This is a genomic window from Aeromicrobium phragmitis (assembly GCF_003674095.1).
Classification (GTDB): Bacteria; Actinomycetota; Actinomycetes; order Propionibacteriales; family Nocardioidaceae; genus Aeromicrobium; species Aeromicrobium phragmitis.
The window spans coordinates 51977-71464 of record NZ_RDBF01000012.1 but is presented as its reverse complement, the minus strand read 5'-3'; the positions used below and the strand labels follow the sequence as shown (position 1 = coordinate 71464).

19 protein-coding genes are annotated in these 19488 nt (G+C 69.3%); 10 read left to right on the top strand and 9 right to left on the bottom strand.

Going from position 1 to position 19488, the window contains the following annotated elements; genetic code table 11:
* Positions 1 to 364: 364 nt before the first annotated feature.
* The 4 genes from D9V41_RS13935 to D9V41_RS13920 all read right to left on the bottom strand — a co-directional run bounded on the left by D9V41_RS13935 (position 365) and on the right by D9V41_RS13920 (position 2605).
* A complete protein-coding gene (locus D9V41_RS13935) occupies positions 365 to 661 on the bottom strand; it encodes a DUF1416 domain-containing protein (RefSeq protein WP_121795190.1) in 297 nt (98 codons plus the stop codon).
* Between the two features lies 1 nt (position 662).
* Entirely contained in the window at positions 663 to 1511 is an 849-nt protein-coding gene (locus D9V41_RS13930; protein WP_121795189.1) for a sulfurtransferase, read from the bottom strand.
* A gap of 23 nt (positions 1512 to 1534) precedes the next feature.
* The gene (locus D9V41_RS13925) at positions 1535 to 1972 is read right to left on the bottom strand and encodes a DUF4395 domain-containing protein (protein WP_121795188.1); all 438 of its coding nucleotides are present in this window, start codon (positions 1970 to 1972) and stop codon (positions 1535 to 1537) included.
* Between the two features lie 201 nt (positions 1973 to 2173).
* On the bottom strand, positions 2174 to 2605 hold the full coding sequence (locus tag D9V41_RS13920; protein WP_121795187.1) for a TlpA family protein disulfide reductase: 432 nt from the start codon (positions 2603 to 2605) through the stop codon (positions 2174 to 2176).
* Between the two features lie 154 nt (positions 2606 to 2759).
* Between D9V41_RS13920 and D9V41_RS13915 the strand changes: the two genes are divergently transcribed.
* Positions 2760 to 3476 (top strand): winged helix-turn-helix transcriptional regulator, encoded by a 717-nt coding sequence (locus D9V41_RS13915; RefSeq protein ID WP_121795186.1) that lies wholly within the window; start codon positions 2760 to 2762, stop codon positions 3474 to 3476.
* A gap of 20 nt (positions 3477 to 3496) precedes the next feature.
* Here the strand turns inward: D9V41_RS13915 and D9V41_RS13910 are convergent, their stop codons facing one another.
* Complete coding sequence (locus D9V41_RS13910; RefSeq protein ID WP_166376051.1) at positions 3497 to 7126, bottom strand: phosphodiester glycosidase family protein; 3630 nt, start codon at positions 7124 to 7126, stop codon at positions 3497 to 3499.
* A gap of 190 nt (positions 7127 to 7316) precedes the next feature.
* Between D9V41_RS13910 and D9V41_RS13900 the strand changes: the two genes are divergently transcribed.
* The 3 genes from D9V41_RS13900 to D9V41_RS13890 all read left to right on the top strand — a co-directional run bounded on the left by D9V41_RS13900 (position 7317) and on the right by D9V41_RS13890 (position 11781).
* A complete protein-coding gene (locus tag D9V41_RS13900; protein ID WP_121795183.1) occupies positions 7317 to 8735 on the top strand; it encodes a carboxyl transferase domain-containing protein in 1419 nt (472 codons plus the stop codon).
* Complete coding sequence (gene mshD, locus D9V41_RS13895) at positions 8732 to 9523, top strand: mycothiol synthase (protein WP_121795182.1); 792 nt, start codon at positions 8732 to 8734, stop codon at positions 9521 to 9523. The genes D9V41_RS13900 and mshD overlap by 4 nt, the downstream gene beginning before the upstream one ends.
* A 215-nt stretch (positions 9524 to 9738) precedes the next feature.
* Positions 9739 to 11781: an RNA degradosome polyphosphate kinase gene (locus D9V41_RS13890; RefSeq protein ID WP_208006873.1), complete on the top strand. Its 2043-nt coding sequence runs from the start codon at positions 9739 to 9741 to the stop codon at positions 11779 to 11781.
* A gap of 13 nt (positions 11782 to 11794) precedes the next feature.
* Here the strand turns inward: D9V41_RS13890 and D9V41_RS13885 are convergent, their stop codons facing one another.
* Together D9V41_RS13885 and D9V41_RS13880 are read right to left on the bottom strand one after the other, a co-directional pair.
* On the bottom strand, positions 11795 to 12115 hold the full coding sequence (locus tag D9V41_RS13885; protein ID WP_121795180.1) for an ArsR/SmtB family transcription factor: 321 nt from the start codon (positions 12113 to 12115) through the stop codon (positions 11795 to 11797).
* Positions 12112 to 12576, bottom strand: coding sequence for an SRPBCC family protein (locus tag D9V41_RS13880; protein WP_121795179.1), 465 nt, complete (start codon positions 12574 to 12576; stop codon positions 12112 to 12114). Before D9V41_RS13880 ends, D9V41_RS13885 begins: the two co-directional genes overlap by 4 nt.
* 71 nt (positions 12577 to 12647) lie before the next feature.
* Between D9V41_RS13880 and D9V41_RS13875 the strand changes: the two genes are divergently transcribed.
* Entirely contained in the window at positions 12648 to 13046 is a 399-nt protein-coding gene (locus D9V41_RS13875; protein WP_121795178.1) for a VOC family protein, read from the top strand.
* A 27-nt stretch (positions 13047 to 13073) separates the two neighbouring features.
* Here the strand turns inward: D9V41_RS13875 and D9V41_RS13870 are convergent, their stop codons facing one another.
* The gene (locus tag D9V41_RS13870) at positions 13074 to 13592 is read right to left on the bottom strand and encodes a hypothetical protein (RefSeq protein ID WP_133434200.1); all 519 of its coding nucleotides are present in this window, start codon (positions 13590 to 13592) and stop codon (positions 13074 to 13076) included.
* 89 nt (positions 13593 to 13681) lie between these two features.
* Between D9V41_RS13870 and D9V41_RS13865 the strand changes: the two genes are divergently transcribed.
* Entirely contained in the window at positions 13682 to 14242 is a 561-nt protein-coding gene (locus D9V41_RS13865; RefSeq protein ID WP_121795261.1) for a DinB family protein, read from the top strand.
* 9 nt (positions 14243 to 14251) lie between these two features.
* Here D9V41_RS13865 and D9V41_RS13860 read toward each other — a convergent pair whose 3' ends face one another.
* A complete protein-coding gene (locus tag D9V41_RS13860) occupies positions 14252 to 15223 on the bottom strand; it encodes a hypothetical protein (RefSeq protein ID WP_133434199.1) in 972 nt (323 codons plus the stop codon).
* Between the two features lie 52 nt (positions 15224 to 15275).
* Between D9V41_RS13860 and D9V41_RS13855 the strand changes: the two genes are divergently transcribed.
* The 4 genes from D9V41_RS13855 to pstA all read left to right on the top strand — a co-directional run bounded on the left by D9V41_RS13855 (position 15276) and on the right by pstA (position 19483).
* Complete coding sequence (locus D9V41_RS13855; protein ID WP_121795175.1) at positions 15276 to 16145, top strand: NUDIX hydrolase; 870 nt, start codon at positions 15276 to 15278, stop codon at positions 16143 to 16145.
* Positions 16146 to 16282: 137 nt separating this feature from the next.
* Positions 16283 to 17365: a phosphate ABC transporter substrate-binding protein PstS gene (pstS, locus tag D9V41_RS13850; protein WP_121795174.1), complete on the top strand. Its 1083-nt coding sequence runs from the start codon at positions 16283 to 16285 to the stop codon at positions 17363 to 17365.
* Between the two features lie 97 nt (positions 17366 to 17462).
* Positions 17463 to 18407 carry a phosphate ABC transporter permease subunit PstC gene (pstC, locus tag D9V41_RS13845; protein ID WP_208006870.1) on the top strand — a complete coding sequence of 315 codons (945 nt, stop codon included), beginning with the start codon at positions 17463 to 17465 and terminating at the stop codon, positions 18405 to 18407.
* Positions 18407 to 19483, top strand: a complete 1077-nt coding sequence (gene pstA, locus D9V41_RS13840; protein ID WP_121795173.1) for a phosphate ABC transporter permease PstA — start codon at positions 18407 to 18409, stop codon at positions 19481 to 19483. Before pstC ends, pstA begins: the two co-directional genes overlap by 1 nt.
* Positions 19484 to 19488: the final 5 nt, after the last annotated feature.

Below are 19488 nucleotides of genomic sequence, written 5' to 3'. Positions count from 1 at the left end.
GCCGCTCGAGTAGCGGCACCCCATCCCTAGCTGGTCGAGTAGCGACCGAGGAACGAGGGAGCAATGGAGCCGTGGCAATGAGGGCGTAGCCGCCACGGAGCGAGACCAACCCACGTCACCTGGTCTCGATACGCTCGGCCGCGGCCGGCCTCCCTACTCGACCACCTATGGCCGAGTCAGCCGGTCGACTAGCGGCGAGGAACGAGCGGCGTATCGAGACCAACCCACGCAACGTGGTCTCGATACGTCGGTCGCTGAGCGACCTCCTACTCGACCACCTATGGCCGGCGATAGCTGGTCGAGTAGCGGCGAGCTCTGCGAGCGGCGTATCGAGACCACGCCCTGAACAACGACGAGGGAGCCGTCAGACGGTGACGGCCACCTCGGCGACCGCGCCCTTCTGAGCGACGACCTTGCGCTCGACCACGTCGGCGCGCGGCACGAGCGTCCGCAGCGTCCACGAGCCGGGCGCGGCGAAGAACCGGAACTGTCCGGTCGCCGAGGTCGGAACCTCGGCGGTGAACTCGCCCCCGGCGTCCAGCAGTCGCACGTACGCGTTGCCGACCGGCTCGTCGTCACGCGTCACGATGCCCTGGATGACCGCCTGGTTGGCGACGTCGACGCCCTCCAGGCTCGGTCCGCCCTTGATCGCGCCGCACATGTCAGGCCTGCCCGGGCTGATCGCCGACGGCCACCGGAACGCCGCGCAGCGAGCCGTACTCGCTCCACGAGCCGTCGTAGTTCTTGACGTTCGGGTAGCCGAGGATCTCGTGCAGGACGAACCAGGTGTGCGAGCTGCGCTCACCGATGCGGCAGTAGGCGATGGTGTCCTTGTTCTCGTCGAGGCCGGCCTCGCTGTACAGCTGCGCGAGCTCCTCGTCGCTCTTGAACGTGCCGTCCTCGTTGGCGGCCTTGCTCCACGGAACGTTGCCGGCCGTGGGGATGTGACCGCCGATCTGCGCGGCCTCCTGCGGCAGGTGCGCCGGAGCGAGCAGACGACCGGCGTACTCGTCGGGGCTGCGGACGTCGATGAGGTTCTTGGTGCCGATGGCCTCGACGACCTCGTCACGGAACGCCCGGATGTCGGCGTTCGGCTCCTGAGCCGTGTACGTGGTGGCCTCCCGCGAGGGAACGTCGGTGGTCAGCTCACGCGACTCGAGCTCCCACTTCTTGCGACCGCCGTCGAGCAGGCGCAGGTTCTGGTGGCCGTAGTACTTGAGGTACCAGTAGGCGTAGGCGGCGAACCAGTTGTTGTTGCCCCCGTAGAAGACGATGGTGTCGTCGTTGGCGATGCCCTTCTCGCTCAGCAGGGCCTCGAGGCGGTCCTTGCTGACGAAGTCGTGGCGGACGCCGTCCTGGAGGTCCTTCTTCCAGTCGAGCTTGACGGCACCGGGGATGTGGCCCTTGTCGTAGGCCTCCGTGTCTTCGTCGACCTCGACGAGGACGACCTTCGGGTCGTTCAGGTGCTCCTCGACCCAGTCGGCCGTGACGAGCGCGGTTTCGCGGCTCATACTCATTCCTTTCGGTGGGGGTGTCAGGCCAGGGACTTGGCCAGGCGACGGGATGTCAGGTACAGCTCGCAGCCGAGGCAGAAGCCCGTGGCGGCGTTGAGCAGGGCCGCGACGAGTGCCGCGGCGGCGGCGCCGTAGCCGAGCGCGTCGAGTCCGGTGAGGAACCCGGCGAGCGCGACGACGACGAAGATCAGGCCCACGAGCTGGGCGAACTGCGGAGGACGGGCGTCCTCCAGGTCGGTGGGCGGCGCGAGCCGCGGCCGCACGACGCCGCGGAAGAACAGCGCGTACGGGGTGGCGGCCACGCTCACGAACGCTCCGATCGTGAACACGGCGCCTTGCAGCACGAGCAGGAACTCGCGAGCAGGGGGCGGCACGACGAGCGCAACCGCCAGGACGAGGGAGGTGAGCGCCGCCGCGACGCGCGGGCCGCGCGGGTCTACCTGAGAGGGTCGGGACATGGGAGAACTCTCGAGGGAGGTCGCCGAAGCGACGGGCTGACAGGGGTGAGGGGTCAGCCGAGACGACACAGCGCGGAACGCACGTGGCAGTTGTCGACCGCCCGGCGTCGCGTCAGAAGTGCCGTGATGAACATGGCCCCAGCCTAGGGGTACCGGCCCAGGAATCCCGCCGCCGTATCAATATGCAAGACGGCTGTCCGCTCACTGAGACGCTGCCGCGATCGCGGCGAGCACCTGCTCGCGGCGCGGCACCCCGGAGGCTCGGCGGAGCACGCGCCCCTGAGCGTCGAGCACGAGCACGGTCGGCGTCCGCACGATGCCCAGCTCGCGCACCAAGTCCAGATGCGCTTCTGCGTCGATATCGATCGCCGTGACGCCGTCGACGGCCTCGGCGGCCTGACCGAGGACAACCCGCGTCGCACGGCACGGCGCGCAGAACGCGCTCGAGAACTGCACCAGCGTCGCCCGCTCCCCGAGCGGCTGCCCGAGGCGTTCTGCGTCAAGGCGCTCGACGTCATCGTCCACGACCCCAGTGTGCTCGACCGCGGTGAAGCGGCCGTCGCGATGAGCCTTGAGCACGGCGATCACGACGGTGACGGCGAGGGCCCCGACGAGCACGAAGAGACCGGTCATCGGGCATCTTCCCTTCGTGTGACGGTCATGTGACGTGCTTCTCATCGGTCGCCGGAGTCTGGCAACACGCGCGACTCATGACCTAAGGTTGTCCCAACAATGAGGCCACGGTGAACTCACCATGGCCTCAACGTGTACCGGGAGGTCGTCCACGATGTCACACCTGCTCCTGCTGACCAAGAGCACGCAATCATCCGTGGAGGTGCTTCCCGCGCTCGCGCTCCTGCCGCATCACGTGAAGATCCTCCCGGCCGAGGCCAGTGCCCTCATCGACGCGCCGCACGCCGATGCGGTGCTCGTCGACGGCCGGCACGACCTGGCCCAGGTCCGCAGCCTCACCCGGGTGCTGCGCACGACGGGAATCGAGTGCCCCCTCATCCTCATCCTGACCGAAGGTGGCCTCGCCGTCGCGGCCGCCGACTGGGGCATGGACGACGTCATCCTCGTGACCGCCGGTCCCGCCGAACTCGAGGCGCGCCTGCGGCTGGGCGTCGGCCGGCTCGCGCAGGCCAAGGACGCCGGCGCCGACGACAGCCACATCATCAGCGCGAGCGGTCTCGTCGTCGACGACGTGACGTACACTGCCAAGCTCGAGAACCGTTCCCTCGACCTGACGTTCAAGGAGTTCGAGCTCCTGAAGTTCCTCGCGCAACACCCCGGACGGGTCTTCACCCGCCAGCAGCTGCTGCAAGAGGTGTGGGGCTACGACTACTTCGGCGGCACCCGGACCGTGGACGTCCACGTCCGCCGCTTGCGCGCGAAGCTCGGCCCCGACCACGAGACCCTCATCGGCACGGTCCGCAACGTGGGCTACCGCTTCGTCGCGACCAAGCGCGACGCGGCCCGGGACACCGCGGACGTCAACGCCTGACGTCCGCGGCGCCCGTCGCCTCACTGTTCGCGCGCCGAGTACCGTCGCCAAGCGATCGCGCCACCGGCCAGAAGCGCTATCGCCATCGCGGCCGCAGCCATCGTGATCGACGACACTCCCGCTGCGGGAAGAGCCCCTTCAGCTGCGGCGCCCCGGTCCCGCGGGCCCTCGGTTCCGGGCTGGCCCGGCTGGCCCGGCTGGCCCGGCTGGCCCGGCTGACCCGGCTGACCCGGCTGACCCGGCTGACCCGGCTGTTCCGGCTGACCGGGCACTTCCGGCACTGTCGGATCGGCGACGACCTGCACCGTCGCCTCTGCCGTTCGCCCGTTCACAGTCACGGTGAGAGTCGCGGTGCCGGCGCGCAGCGCCGTGAGCTGACCCGTGCTGGGGTTCAGGCGGACGACCGGGTCTGACGCTGCGGCAGCAGCGAAGCCCCGTCCGTCGTCGACGGCCACTCCCTCACCGCCCCATTGCGCGGTGACCGGCCAGGCGACCGGCACCTGCCGGCCGTCCTGGGTGAGAGTCGCCTCGGCGTCGGCGCTCTGCCCGGCCATCAGATGGCTCGGGCTGTCCAGGACCAACGCGTCCACCCACGGCCGCGTCTCCGCGGCGAGCCAGTCCACCCGGTCCTCCACCTGGGGCGCTGACGGCAACGCCCCGGCTCCCGGATCGATCCCGAGCATCATCCACCCGGTGAAGCCGCCGTTGTCCGGCGTACCCGAGGGGTTCTTCCCGGAGTTGCCGTTGATCAGGTACGTGACGCCTTCCGTGGCCGAACCGTGGAACACGCCGACGTGAGCGCTCACCACGGCGGCGGACTTGCCCGAGGACTGCCGGAACTCACCCAACAAGCGCTCCAGTTCGGCGGCCTCGCGCCGGTCCGAGAGCTGGCTGTGCTTCGTCGGAAGCGGATCCTGCGTCGGGTGGTGGAAGAACACCACCAGGCCCGTCAGGTGGTCACTGTCGGCGACCTCCTCCAGCGTCCGCTCCAGTTCGCGCAGTTGGTCGATCCCGCCGCTGCGCAGCGAACCACCCGCGGAATTGAGGGTGACGAGCTTGGTGCGACCGAGGGTCTGCTCGGTGCTCGTCGACCCGAAGGCCGATTCGAAGTTCTCGATGCTCCCGCCCATGATCTCGTGGTTGCCCGGGACGTAGACGAACGGGATGTCATCGGTCCATTCCTCGTCGAGGATGCGCCGGGCGAGCGCGAAGTCCTCCGGCGAGGCCTCGTCGACGAAGTCGCCGTTGATGACCAGCAGGTCCGGCTGTGCCGCGCGGATCTCCTGCAGGGTCCGTCGCGCTCCCTCCACTGCCCCGCTCTCGGGATTGCGAGCCACGAACTGCGCGTCGCTCATCACCGCGACCCGCTGTGCGCGGCCGTCCACCGAACCGTTGGACAGGAGTGCCGCATCGTGGACACGCGCCGGGGTCTCCGCCGAGGCAGCGGGCGTGGTGATCGCACGGAGGTTCGCCACCGCGATGTCGCCGTGATACGACGCGGCGGCCCGAGTCTCCATGATCCGGACCCGCTCGAACGAGAGCGGCTGAGCCAGACCCGACGGGACGGTGAACCGCGTCCGCTGCCAGCCGTCCCAGGTGATGGTCGGGCCGTCGACGTTGGTCACCGTCCCGTCCGCGGCGCGCACCTGCAACCGGGGCCAGGCGCCGGAGCCGTCGCCCTTGATGTCGAGTTCCAGCGCCAGCGCATCGCCGTCGATCGTGACGGGCTCGTTCTTGATGAGGTAGTAGCCGCGCGTGGCCGTCGACGTCGTGAAGTCGTACTGCAACCGCACTGCCGGGCTGCCCGGCTCCGGTCCCTCGGCCGCCTCGAAGCCGCCGGTGGCTCGGGCCGTCGCGTCCGAGAAGCCGTCGAGGTCGGCGAAGTCGGTGATCGGGACCTCTTGCGTTCCCACAGCCACCGCGATCCGCACCTGAGCGTCGCCGGCGCGGAACGTCACGCTGCCGGATGCCGACGCGCTCGTCGCCTGGACGAGGAAGGTGCCCTTCCCGTCAGAGGTCGCCCGAAGTCCCGGATCGGCGGTGACCTCCAGATCACGTGCTTCCATCCGCGCGACGTGCCCGTCGGCGTCGAACCCGTCGATCGTCACCTCGGCAGAGGCCGAAGCGTCCGCGAGGTTGATGGTGGGGGTGCTGGATCGCAGCCCGACGAGCTCGCCGACGACCCGCACCGGGAGGCGCGCCTCGTGCGCCCCGGCGCGGAAGGCGATCTGTCCTTCTCCCCTGGCCGTGCCCTTCACGACGGCGGTGCGACCGTCACCCTCGACGATCTGGAGGGGCCCGTCGGCGGTGAAATCTCCCTCCGCGGCGAGGCGCTCCAGGTTCGCGCCGAGGCCGATGCCCTCGACGGTGCGGTGGTGTCCCGCGAAGATCGTCGTCTGCCCCTCGATCTGGGGCTGGATCTTCGCGTCGCTCAACTGCTCCGCCGGCGCGGACGAGTAGAAGACCAGGGCGTTCGGCACCTGGCGCTCATACCCGTCCGAGGGCGAGTTCTGCACCCGGACGTCGTCGGCACCGGCCGGCCGAGCAACCATCGTGGACGAGCCGCCGCCATCGAGGTTGACGGCGTTCGCGGCGCCGAGGTCGGCCATGAACTCGCCGAGCTCCGGCAGTGTCATGCCGCGGGATGCAGCAGTACGACCGTCGATGGTTACGACGAACAGTTCGGTGCCGTCGGCGCTCATGCCGACCGCGGTCCGGGGGTGGACGGACGTGACCAGGCTCCCGCTCATATCGGGCACCTCACCGTCGAGGAGGATCTGATGGCTGCCCGCGACCGCGGCTTCCACGTCCACGGAGGGTCCGAACTCGATCTCGACCTGCTCGCCGATCTCGAGCCCGCCGATCACGTCGGCTCCCGCTTCGCGGCCGAGCAGGACCTGCTCACCCTCCTCGATGTCCGGATCCCCGGCGGCGTCGGTGACGCCCGAGACGTCGGTGACCACGCCGTCCACCACCGTCGCGCGGGCCACGCGATCGGCCACGGCGGCGGGTCCCCCGACCGGACGGTCGAGCGTGTGATCGCCCCATGCCGCGGTGTAGACGCCGATGTCGCCTGCCCCCAGGGTCGGGACGTTCAATCCCTCGAGCTCGTGCTCGACGCCCTCGACCGTGACGGTTCCCTCAGCCGACAACATCTCCACGGCTGCTCGTCCCTGGCTCAACGTCAGGCTCGGGTGCTCCTGGCTCGTGCCGACGCGGATGCCGTCTCGCGCCGAGATCGCGGTCCGGGTGGGGGCGCTGGAGTTGTTGATGTCGAAGAACGACGCGTTCACTGCGGCCACGGCCTGGTTGGCCCGCGCCAACTCGCTGACCGTGGAGGTCTGCGTCACCGTGCCGGCGTCGACCACGTCCATGCTGAGTGTGGGAGTGGTCAGGTCGGCCGTGAGCACATTGCCGTCGTTCCAGCCGTCCTCCTCCAGACGCGAGAAGTTGGTGAGATCGAGGCCCGGGGCCACCCGCTCGGTGACCGCGGAGCGGAGGACGGACCCGTCCGCGCCCAACTGGTCGTCGCTCGGCGCCGCGTGCACCGCGACGCCCGGCGCGACCAGCGCAACGAGGAGAGCAAAGAGGACGGCGGCGAGGGAGGCCTGCCGTCGAGAGGACGAAGAACGAGAGGTGCGGTAGAGCATGGAGTCCTTTTCGCGGTAGGTCGATGTCCGGCCCGGTCGAGAGCCTCAGGGAGGCTAAGAAAGCTGCTCGTCCGGCCGGGGTCGCTTCGGTGAACGCCGGGCGAACTCAACCCCCACTGCCGAGTGGCTTACGTCACGTCCGCGGCCGCGCGGGCCGACGAGGACGGCGAGGATGGCCTAGGCTCGCGGCGTGGGACGCCTGACAACGCACGAGCTCATCGACCTGGTCCTCGATCCGGGCTCGTTCACCTCGTGGGACGAGCCGATCGACATCTCGCACCATCGGGAGCCGTACCGGACGGAACTGAAGGCTGCGGCAGAGCGTGCCGGCACCGACGAGTCGATCGTCACCGGGCGCGCGACGGTCAAGGGCCGGCCGGTCGCGGTGGTGATCAACGAGTTCCGGTTCCTCGCCGGTTCGATCGGCCAGGCCGCCGCAGGACGCATCGTCGCGGCCGTGCGACGGGCGACCGCCGAAGGCCTGCCCATCCTCGCCACCACGGCGTCCGGTGGCACGCGCATGCAAGAGGGCACTCCGGCCTTCGTCACGATGGTCGACATCTCCCGGGCGCTCATGGATCACAAGGCCGCCGGGCTCCCCTATCTCGTGTATCTGCGCCACCCCACGACCGGCGGTGTCTTCGCCTCGTGGGGGTCGCTCGGTCACATCACCATCGCCGAGCCCGGTGCGCTGGTCGGCTTCCTCGGCCCGAAGGTGTACGAGCTGCTCAACGGCGCGCCCTTCCCGCCGAACGTCCAGACGTCCGACAACCTCGCGAACCGCGGGATCATCGACGCCGTCGTGCTGCCCGAGGAACTGCCGTCCATCGTGGACACCGCGTTGTCGCTGCTGGTCGATCCGGTCGCCGATCCGCAGCGACATCGGCGAAGCGAACCCGTCACGCGCCGGCGGGACACCTGGACCTCGGTTCAACTCACTCGCCGTGCCGATCGGGTCGGTGTACGCGAGGTGCTGCGCTACGGCAGTGACGCGACGATCCGGCTGCAGGGCACCGAGAAGGGTGAGCGCGATTCGGCGATGATCGTGGCCATCGCGCGGCTCGACGGCGTGCCCTGTGTCGTGGTGGGTCAGGACCGCACGACGCAGACGCGTGTCAAGCCGATGGGCCCGGCGGCGCTGCGTGAGGCTCGCCGGGGCATTCGGCTCGCCAACGAGCTCGGCCTCCCGCTGGTCTCGTTCATCGACACTCCCGGCGCCGAACTGTCTCCGCAGGCCGAGGAGGGCGCGATCGCGGGTGAGATCGCGCGCTGCATCAGTCAGATGTCGACGGTGCGCGTACCGTCCGTGTCAGTACTGCTCGGGCAGGGATGCGGTGGCGGGGCCCTCGCACTCTTGCCGGCCGCCCGGGTCGTCGCCACCGAGAACGCATGGCTGTCACCGCTGCCGCCCGAAGGCGCCAGCGCCATCGTTCACGGCGACATCGACCACGCGGAGGAACTGGCCGTCGCCCAGCGGATCAGCGCCTTCGACCTGTTCGAGTTCGGGACCGTTCACCGCCTCATCCCCGAACGCGACGAGGACACCCCCGAGACCTTGGCCCATGCGGTGGCCGCAGAGGTCGCCGGACAGCTGAGGGAGCTGGCATGAGTATCGAGGACCTGGTCGCAGCCGCAACCGCCGAGGACGGCGTCGCGCCGTTCAACGAGGCCACGACGATCGCTCTCGCCGGCGGTGGGCCCTGGCGGGTCCGTGAGATGAGTGAGGACGCCGCGGCGCTGGCTCTCGCCGGGGCACCGGTCGAGCTCGTGGTCCATCCGCAGCGGCGCCGCCGTGGGCACGGCGGCGCGCTGCTGGACCGGCTGATCGCCTCGGGCGAGCGGCGGTTCTGGTCCCACGGCGACCTCGCCGCCGCTCGGGCGCTCGCCGTGTCCCGTGATCTGGTGGCGACTCGCACCTTGCTGGTGCTGCGGCTCGACCTCGACGTTCCGCCCGACGTCCCGCAGCCCGAGGGCGTGACACTGCGGGCGTTCGAGGAGCGCGACGCTGACGCGATCGTGGCGATCAACGGGCGAGCATTCGCCTCGCACCCCGAGCAAGGTGCGATGGACCGCGCGGACTTCGACCAGCGCCGCGCTCAGGAGTGGTTCGACCCGGCCGGGCTCTTCGTCGCCGAGCGCGACGGCGAGGTCGTCGGGTTCCACTGGACGAAGGTCGAGGACGGTATCGGCGAGGTCTACGTCGTCGGCGTCGACCCTGAAGCGCACGGCGGCGGGCTCGGGACGGCCCTCACCGCCCGCGGGCTGCGGCATCTGTGGGACGAGGGGCTGCGCATCGTCGACCTCTACGTCGAGGGTGACAACCTTCCGGCATTGGCGGTCTACCGCCGACTGGGCTTTCGCGAGCACGCCCGCGACGTCCTCTGGTCCGTCGCCTAGCCAGGTCGGCGTTTCGGCTCGCGCGCTTCCGCACGCTTCTCCGCGAGCGGCGAGGAGTGCCGTCCCCGGCACAGAACGGGGACGCCCCGCGTGTTCATGTGACGTTCACGTTTTCGTGCCACAGTGAGAGCGTGGACAGCTCCGAACTCATCGAAGCACCGGCATCCCCGGACGAATTCGACGTCGATCCACCGTTCGATCCGCTCGCGGGCAGCCTGCCCGACGACCGGTTCCTCGACCGCGAGCTGTCATGGATCGCGTTCAACGCCCGAGTGCTGGAGCTCGCTGAGGACGACTCGCTGCCCCTGCTGGAACGCGTCCGGTTCACCTCGATCTTCGGCAGCAACCTCGACGAGTTCTTCATGGTCCGCATCGCCGGGCTCAAACGACGCATCGCGGCGGGGGTCGCGGTTCCGTCGGCGAGCGGCCTCAAGCCGCGCCGCGTGCTCTCGGAGAGCTTGCGCGCCAGCTACGAGCTGATGCAGCGCCAGGCCGAACTGTTCCGCGAGACGATCGTCCCCGGTTTGGCCGCGGAGGGCATCGAGCTGCTCCAGTGGCGCGATCTCACCGAGGACGAGCAGGAGCGGATCACGGAGTTCTACCGCGACCGCGTCTTCCCCGTCCTCACGCCGCTCGCCGTCGACCCCGCGCACCCGTTCCCGTACATCTCCGGGCTGTCGCTCAACCTCGCCCTGCTGATGCGCAACCCGGCCACGGGCAAGGAGCACTTCGCCCGGGTCAAGGTGCCGCCGATCATCGACCGCTGGATCGAGGCCTCCCCCGACCGCTACGTGCCGCTCGAGGAGATCATCGCCGCGCACCTCGACATGCTGTTCCCCGGCATGGAGGTCCTCGCGCACCACATCTTCCGCGTCACCCGCAACGAGGACCTCGAGGTCGAGGAGGACGACGCCGAGAACCTCCTCAAGGCCCTCGAGCAGGAGTTGCTGCGGCGTCGGTTCGGCCCGCCGGTCCGGCTCGAGGTCGAGGACACGATCAGCGAGGACATTCTCAACCTGCTCGTCACGGAGCTGCGGATCAGCGACGAAGAAGTGTTCCGGCTCCCCGGCCCGCTGGATCTGCGATCGCTCAACCAGATCGCCGACGTCGACCGGCCCGAACTGCAGTTCCCGCCCTTCGTGGCCGGAACGCACCCGCATCTGGCGGAGGTCGAGACGGCCAGCCCGGCCGACATGTTCAGCGCGTTGAAGAAGCGTGACGTGCTCGTGCACCACCCGTACGACTCCTTCGCGACGAGCGTGCAGCGCTTCATCGAGCAGGCCGCCGCCGACCCGCAGGTGTTGGCCATCAAGCAGACGCTCTACCGCACGTCCGGCGACTCGCCGATCATCGACGCGCTCATCGACGCCGCTCGAGCCGGCAAGCAGGTACTCGTGCTGGTCGAGATCAAGGCACGGTTCGACGAGCAGGCGAACATCCGCTGGGCCCGCAAGCTCGAGCGCGCCGGCTGTCACGTGGTGTACGGGCTCGTCGGCTTGAAGACGCATTGCAAGCTCGCCCTCGTCATCCGCAACGAGAAGGACGGGTTGCGCCGGTATGCCCACATCGGCACGGGCAACTACAACCCGAAGACCGCCCGCTACTACGAGGACCTGGGCTTGCTGACCGCCAACTCGGCCATCACCCACGACCTGACCGAGCTGTTCAACAACCTCTCCGGGTACGCCCACAACACCGACTACGACGCTCTGCTCGTCGCCCCGCACGACGTGCGCTCCGGGCTCGTCAAGAGGATCGAGCGCGAGATCGAGCACGCCCGCGCCGGTCGTGACGCGGCACTGCGCATCAAGCTCAACTCTCTCGTCGACGAAGTGGTCATCGACGCGCTGTACGAGGCGTCGCGAGCGGGAGTGGAGATCGACCTCATCGTGCGCGGCATCTGCGCGCTGCGGCCTGGCGTGCCCGGGCTCAGCGAACGCATCCGCGTGCACAGCATCCTGGGCCGCTTCCTCGAGCACAGCCGCGTGTTCTGGTTCGCCAACGGCGGCGACCCCGAGGTCTGGATCGGCTCGGCCGACCTCATGCATCGCAACCTCGACCGCCGGGTCGAGGTCCTCGTCCGCGTGCCGTCACCGCAACACATCGAGCAGCTGGAGTCCCTGCTCGCCACGATGGCCGCCCCCGAGACGATGTCCTGGCACCTGGACTCCGAAGGCGGGTGGACCCGCTACGGCGAGAACGACGTCCAGGCGATGCTCATCGACCAGGCGAAGTCGCGGCGCTCGCGACGGGACTGACGCCCCGAACGCATCACTCCCGCTCGGCGAGATCGCGGAGACGTTCGAGTCGGCGATCCCAGGCTTCGGCCATCGCGTCCAGTCGGCGGGCTGCCGTGGTCAGCGCCGACCCTACGACGCGGTAGCGCACCTCTCGCCCGACCCGCTCGCGTTCGACGAGCCCGCAGTCGGCGAGCACCTCGAGATGGCGGGCGATCGCCTGCCGGGTGACCGGCAATTCGGTCGCGAGCCGCGAGGCGGAGGCGGGTCCGGAGCCGAGCCGTTCGAGGACCTGCCACCGGGTGGGGTCGCCGAGCGCGGCGCACACGTCGACGATTCCGGCCGCCGGACTCACGATCGGCTCACCTCGAGGTGACGCTGCGCGGCGCGCAGCTCCACGCCCCACCCCTCGGTGTTGTCATCGACCATGCGCCGGCGCATGCGGGCCGGTTCGTCGAGTGCCGCAAAGCCGCTCTCGACGACCCGTAGCACCACACCCCCGCCGGCGGCGTCCGCGAGGAAGAACTCCACGAGGGTCGACGCGGTCAGCTGCAGCCGCCTCTCGGCGTCGGGGCCGCTGTACCAGCGGAACGCGAGGTACTCCTGCGGACGCGCCTCCACCAGGCGAACGGCGAACGCTCCGTGCACCGGATCATGAACCACGGCGTCGTCGCCCCGCGGCTCGATCCGGTGGGCGACGACCACACCGTCGTTGATCCACCAACCAGGGGTGGACACCAGCTCCCACACCCGATGCCGGGAAGCGGCGATGACGATCTCCCGCTCGATTCGGTCGAGGACGATGTCGCTGGTCATGGCGCCGACGGTAGCCGAGAACGGGCGCTGTGTGCAACAATCGTGTTGCACATCGACCTTGAGGAGACCTGATGCCCATCCCCCAATTCCGCGGTGGCACCAACATCGCCCTGAAAGTCCCCGCCGCTCAGTACCCGGCGACCGTGGCGTTCTACCGCGACGTTCTCGGCCTAGACGTCGTGGAGAACGCAGCGGAGCCGTACGGCATGGTGACCACCTCCGCTCGGATGGAGTTCGGGCCCTGCACGCTCTGGCTCGATCAGGTCGAGAACTACGCGAGCGCGGGCGTCTGGCTCGAGCTGCTCACCGATGACCTCGATGCGGCGTCGGCTCATCTGGAACGTCACGGCGTCAGGGCGCAGGACGAGCTGGAGCCGTTCCCAGCGGGTTCGCGCGCGCATTGGGTGAGCAATCCCGTGTTCGTCCCGCACGTGCTGCACGCAGGCTTGGCCGCCGGGGGCGAGGGCTGACCCCGCGGACGTTGTCGAGCCCAGTCGTCAGCGTGCGGAATCGCCGGCGCGGGCGGCCGCGAGTCGCCGGTCCTCCACCGCCCCCATCAGCGCGAATCCGAGGAGCACCGACAACGTGCCGCCCGGGATGCCGCCGGTCGCGAATGCCACGGACCACCACGTCTCGCCTTGCAGTGCCCGCATGAGACCCGCGGCAACACCGGCGAGCGGGAGGACGACACCGCTGAGCAGCACCGCGCTTCCGAGCATCAGGAGGACCGACTGCAGGACGGACGGTCGACCGCGTGGACGTGCCGTCGCCTCATCCCACTGCCTCGTGTGTTCGTCCGCTGTGAACATTCCGCTCAAGCCCAACACGTGGTGGATGAGCGAGAATCCGAGGCCGGCCAGCAGGGTGACGACCGCAGGCACCCACGCACCGTCGAGCGCGAAGACGACCGCGAGGAGAACCGAGCCGACTCCGGAGATCATTCCTCCCACGAGGCAGCCCGATGCCGCGAGCGTCAGCAGCTTCGCCACGCCCGTCACGGCCGGGTCCGCGCTCATGAACTCTCCCATCTCATCGATGCCCTCGCCTCATCATCCCTGACCGGAGTCCTGGCGTTCGACGCCCTCCACCACCGAGGATGGACGGCATGAGCGAGATCCCGCCCGAACGGTGGAGCCAGGCGACGGTCTATCCCGACATGTGGGCCGATCCCGTCGACGACCCACGCACCACCGACGCCGATACCCCTGACGGCGAGCTCGCGACGCTGGACGATCTCCTCGCCAACTACCGCCTCACGCTGCGCATGAAGTGCGAGGGTCTGGCGCCCGAGCAGCTCGCTCGCCGATCGGTGCCGCCCTCGACGTTGTCGCTGCTCGGACTCGTCCGTCACTTCGCCGAGGTGGAACGCGACTGGCGCAACTGGATCAGCGACGGCGACCCCGAGCCGGCGCTGTACGGCGGGAGTGGCGGGGACTTCCAGGTCGTCGGCGATCAGGCCGAGGTCGGTGCCGCCTTCGAGACACTCTCCCGCGAGCAAGCGGCGACCGATGCCGCCCTCGCCGGACACGATGACCTCGGCGAGCGGCTGGGCAAGGACCAGATTTCCGTCCGCGAGCTGCTGGTGCATCGGATCGAGGAGTACGCCAGGCACTGCGGCCACGCCGACCTGCTGCGCGAGTGCATCGACGGCCGCGTCGGCCAGTGAGGGCGGACGTCAGCAACCGGCGAGCAGCAGCGGGCCGGTGGTGCTCATCATCGAGGGTCCCGTCGATTCACGGGTGAAAGCGAGCATGGCGACCGATTCGCGGGTGGCCACACGCGTCAACCGCAGCACGTCCTCCACGAGACCCGCTCGCCCGATGAACGGCCCGGTGGCCAGGCGTTCACGGACCCGAGCCTGATCGGTCGCCGTTGCCGGACTGTCGAAGGCGGCCGCGACGAAGAACCGTTCACCGTCGACCGCTCGGACGGACCAGACCGGCTCCTTCAGCCTGCCGGCCCGACGCGCAGCTTCGGTCCCCTGCTCCTCGACCTGCGTGCCGCGCCCGGACACACCACCGGACGCACACGTCGCCGGACCGTCCTGGAACAGCGCGCTGCGAGGCGTGCCCTCGAGCGATCCCGCCACCTCGGCGACACCGCGGCGATCGAGCAGTGAACCTTCAGTGAACGCCTCCGGCGTGTCCGCCGCCACCAGCATGCGGCGTCCCGGATCGAGCTCCACGACCGCCATGACGCCGGAGAGGGAGGCCGGGAGCGCCGTATCCGCGCCCAGTTCCCAGCGGTCCCCGTCGCGCTCGTAGCCGGCCTGCTCCAGACCGGCCTGTACTTCGTCGTCGGACAATGCCGAGGACCAACCGAAGGCCAGGATCGCTCCGGAAGCGCTTCGGGCGGTCAGCTCCCAGTCCAGCGACTGAGGGGAGAAGCCGAACACCTGCTCCCATACGAGCGACTGCGGGGCGATCGTCGAACGGGTGAGGCTGTCATCGCGTAGCCCCTCACGCACCGCGGAGGCGAGGTCGCCCTCGTTCACGCGGGACCAGTCGGTGAAGCTCGCTTCGAAGGCGTCGCCGGGCGCGACCGCCAACGCCTGCGCCACGGAACCACGCTCGACTGCCGACGCACCGCAGCCGGACAGCAGTGCTGCCAGGGCCGCGCTCACGAGCATCACCGATCTGGGCCGCATCTCACACCCTTCCGTGGTGGCGTCGACACCTTGAGCATGGACAATACTCACCATGGCGACGACCAAGGTCACTCCTGCCGCCGGCGGCGTCGTATGGCGCAAGGCCTCGTCGTCGAAGGACGGCGTCGAGGTTCTCCTCGTCCATCGGCCCCGTTACGACGACTGGACGTACCCCAAAGGCAAGGCCGAGGCCGGCGAACTTCCGCCGGTGACCGCCAGCCGGGAGATTCACGAGGAGACCGGGCTGACGGTACGACTCGGCCGGCCGCTCCCCGCCGTGACGTACCGCGTCCGCGGTGGCGTGAAGGAGGTCTCCTACTGGCTCGCCCGGCCCCGCGGCGAGTCCGAGTTCACGCCGAGCAAGGAGATCGACAAGACCGCGTGGCTGGGTCTGCGTGCAGCACGCAAACGGCTCACCTACGACCACGACATCGCGCTGCTCGACCAACTGGAGGACCTCGTCGCCGCCGGCACCCACCGCACGCGCACCCTCGTGCTGCTGCGTCACGCCACGGCGGAACCCCGCGAGGAGTTCGACGGTCCCGATGATCTCGCCCGCCCGCTGAGCACGCGGGGGCTTCGCGAGGCCGAGCTGATCGTCCCCACCCTGGCCGCCTTCGGCATCCGCCGGGTCGTCTCCTCGCCCGCGCTGCGCTGCCGCCAGACCGTCGAACCGTTCGCCACGGCGCACCGGCGTGACGTGCACCTCGACGAGGACCTGACCGAGGACGCCCGCCCCAAGGCGGTGCGCGATGTCGTCCGCGACGCGCTGGAGCACAAGGCCGTGCTGCTGTGCTCGCACCGACCGACCTTCCCCGACCTGTTCGCTTCCCTCGACCTCGACGATCCGGGTCTCGACCCCGGCGAAGCCGCGGTCGTACACCATCGCAAAGGCAAAGTGCTGGCGTTGGAACGCTGGTGACGAGGACGTTTCACCATCGTTCACCTTCCGTTCACCGGCCTTCGGCTTCCGATACACCTGCCCTCCTTAGCGTCGTTGACGTCAGGCTGACCTGGCACCTGTCGTAAAAACCCAGAGAGGGAATCCACGTGAATCGCATGTCCATGCGCAAGGCCGCGGCGCTCGGCGCCGGAGCCGCGCTTGTGTTCGGCCTGTCCGCTTGTGGTGCCGGAAACGAGTCCGGCGACGGCGAAGAGAGCAACAGCGACCTGTCCGGCACGCTCAACGGCGCGGGCGCCAGCTCTCAGCAGGCCGCCGTCTCCGCGTGGCAGCAGGGCTTCCAGACGGCCAACTCCGACGTCACGGTCAACTACGACCCGATCGGTTCCGGTGGCGGCCGCGAGCAGTTCCTCGCCGGTGGCACCTCGTTCGCGGGCTCGGACGCGTACCTCGATGAGGACGAACTCGCCGACGCCCAGGAGCGCTGCAACGACAGCGACGTCGTCTCGGTTCCCACCTACGTGAGCCCGATCGCCGTCATCTACAACCTCCCCGGTGTCGACGACCTGCAGCTCTCGCCCCAGACCATCGGTGCGATCTTCGAGGGCACGATCACCACCTGGAACGATCCGGCCATCGCCGAGGACAACCCGGACGCGGAGCTGCCCGACAGCCCGATCACCCCGGTCCACCGTTCCGACGACTCGGGCACGACCGAGAACTTCACCGAGTACCTGGACGCCGCCTCGGAGGGCAGCTGGACCGCCGGTCCGGTCGAGACGTGGCCCATCCAGGGCGGCGAGGCCGCCAACGGCACCTCGGGCGTCGTCGCGGCGGTCGAGTCCGGTGAGGGCACCATCGGGTACGCCGATGCCAGCCAGGCCGGCGACCTCGGACAGGTCGCCGTCAAGGTCGGCGAGGAGTACGTCGGCCCGACGCAGGAGGCTGCGGCTCGCGTGCTCGACACCGCCGAGCGCGTCGAGGGTCGCGCGGAGACCGACATCGCTCTGCACATCGACCGCAACACGACCGAGTCGGGCGTCTACCCCATCGTGCTCGCCTCGTACATGATCGCCTGCCAGTCCTACGAGGACTCGGCCGAGGCCGAGCTCGTCAAGGAGTGGCTCATGTACGTCACGAGCGAGGACGGCCAGCAGGCTGCCTCCGAGAGCGCGGGCTCGGCTCCGCTCACGGACAGCTTCCGCGAGACGGTGCAGTCCGCGATCGACACGATCAGCTGATCGAGAGACGCGTCATGATCCCGGCGAAGGGTTCGACCCTTCGCCGGGGTCATGGGTTTCTCGCCCAGTACCACCGCGACGTTCGAAAGGCTCCACTGTGACCTCGATCCAGTCCACCGCCCGCAAGCGGTCGACGCCCACCCGGCCGGGTGACCGGATCTTCCGCGGCACGTCCATCGCCGCGGCGCTGACGATCCTGGCGACGCTTGCGGGCGTTGCGCTGTTCCTGACCATCGAGGGCATCCCCGGCGTCCTCGCCTCGCCCGACGAGGTCAAACACGGCACCACGTTCATCGACTACGTCGTCCCGCTGGTCTTCGGCACGCTGCTGGCCGCGGTGCTGGCCTTGGCGCTGGCGATCCCCGTGGCGATCGGCGTCGCGCTCTACATCTCCCACTACGCGCCGCGCCGCCTCGCCTCCACCCTCGGCTACATCATCGACCTGCTGGCCGCGGTGCCCAGCGTCGTCTACGGCGTCTGGGGCATCAGCTTCCTCGCCACGGCGCTCGTGCCGGTGTACTCCTGGCTGGAACGCACGCTGGGCTTCATCCCGCTGTTCGCCGGTCCCCCGTCCGCCACCGGGCGCACGATCCTGACCGCGTCGATCGTGCTCGCCGTGATGGTGCTGCCGGTCATCACGGCGCTGTGCCGCGAGATCTTCCTGCAGACTCCCCGACTGCACGAAGAAGCCGCGCTCGCCCTCGGCGCCACGCGCTGGGAGATGGCCAGGTTGGCGATCTTCCCGTATGCGCGCTCGGGCATCATCTCGGCCTCGATGCTCGGCCTCGGCCGCGCGCTGGGCGAGACGATGGCGGTCGCCATGGTGTTGTCGGCCAGCGGCGTCATCACCTTCAACCTGATCAGCTCGACCAACCCGTCAACGATCGCGGCGAACATCGCCCTGACGTTCAACGAGGCGACCGGCCTGACCGTCAACGCGCTCATCGCGTCCGGCCTGGTCCTGTTCCTCATCACCTTCCTCGTCAACTTCGCCGCGCGCGCCATCGTCGAGCGCCGCAAGGACTTCTCGGGAGCGAACTGATGACTTCCACCCTGCAGCCCACCAGCCCCCCGACTCCCTCCCCGGAGATCGCCAAGAGCCTGCGGGGCCGGAGCCTGCCCACCTGGGCCCCCAAGGCCATCGGAGCCCTGTCCGTGGCCCTCGCCCTCGTCGGCGTCTTCGGGCCGGTCGGGTTCTGGCTCGTGTTCGTCGCTTGGCTCGTCGCCGCCATCGTCCCGCTGTGGTCGATGTTCGTCGAGGGCCGGCGCAAGGCCACCGACCGCTTCGTGACGCTCCTGGTGACCACCGCGTTCGTGATCGCCCTGTTCCCGCTCGGCAGCATCCTCACGACGGTCGTCACGCGCGGCGCGCCCGTGCTCAGCAGTGACTTCTTCACCTACTCGATGCGCAACGTCCTCGGCGAGGGCGGCGGCATCTATCACGCCCTCATGGGGACCTTGCTGATCACGGCGGCCGCGGCGGCCATCTCCGTGCCGATCGGCTTGTTCACGGCGATCTACCTCATCGAGTACGGCGAGGGGAAGCGCCTGGCGCGTTGGATCCGCTTCCTCGTCGACGTCATGACCGGCATCCCGTCGATCGTCGCCGGTCTCTTCGCCTACGCACTCTTCGTGATCTTCTTCGGTCCGGGCGTGCGGATGGGCGTCGGCGGTGCGGTGGCGCTCTCGGTGCTGATGATCCCCGTCGTGGTGCGGTCCTGCGAGGAGATGCTCAAGCTGGTGCCCAACGAGCTGCGCGAGGCCTCGTACGCCCTGGGCGTGCCGAAGTGGCGCACGATCGTCAAGGTCGTCCTGCCCACCGCGCTGGCGGGTATCGTGACAGGTGTGACGCTGGCCGTCGCCCGCGTCATCGGTGAGACGGCCCCGCTGCTCATCATCGCCGGTCTGACCGACTCGGTGAACTTCAACCTGTTCGACGGACGCATGGCCACGCTGCCGGTGTTCACCTACTTCTCGATCATCACCCCGGGCGTCCCGCCCGGACCCAGCATCGAGCGAGCCTGGGGAGCGGCGCTGGTGCTGCTCATCATCGTCATGCTGCTGAACTTCGCAGCCCGGCTCGTCTCGTACTTCTTCAGCCCCAAGGGAGAGCGGTAAATCCA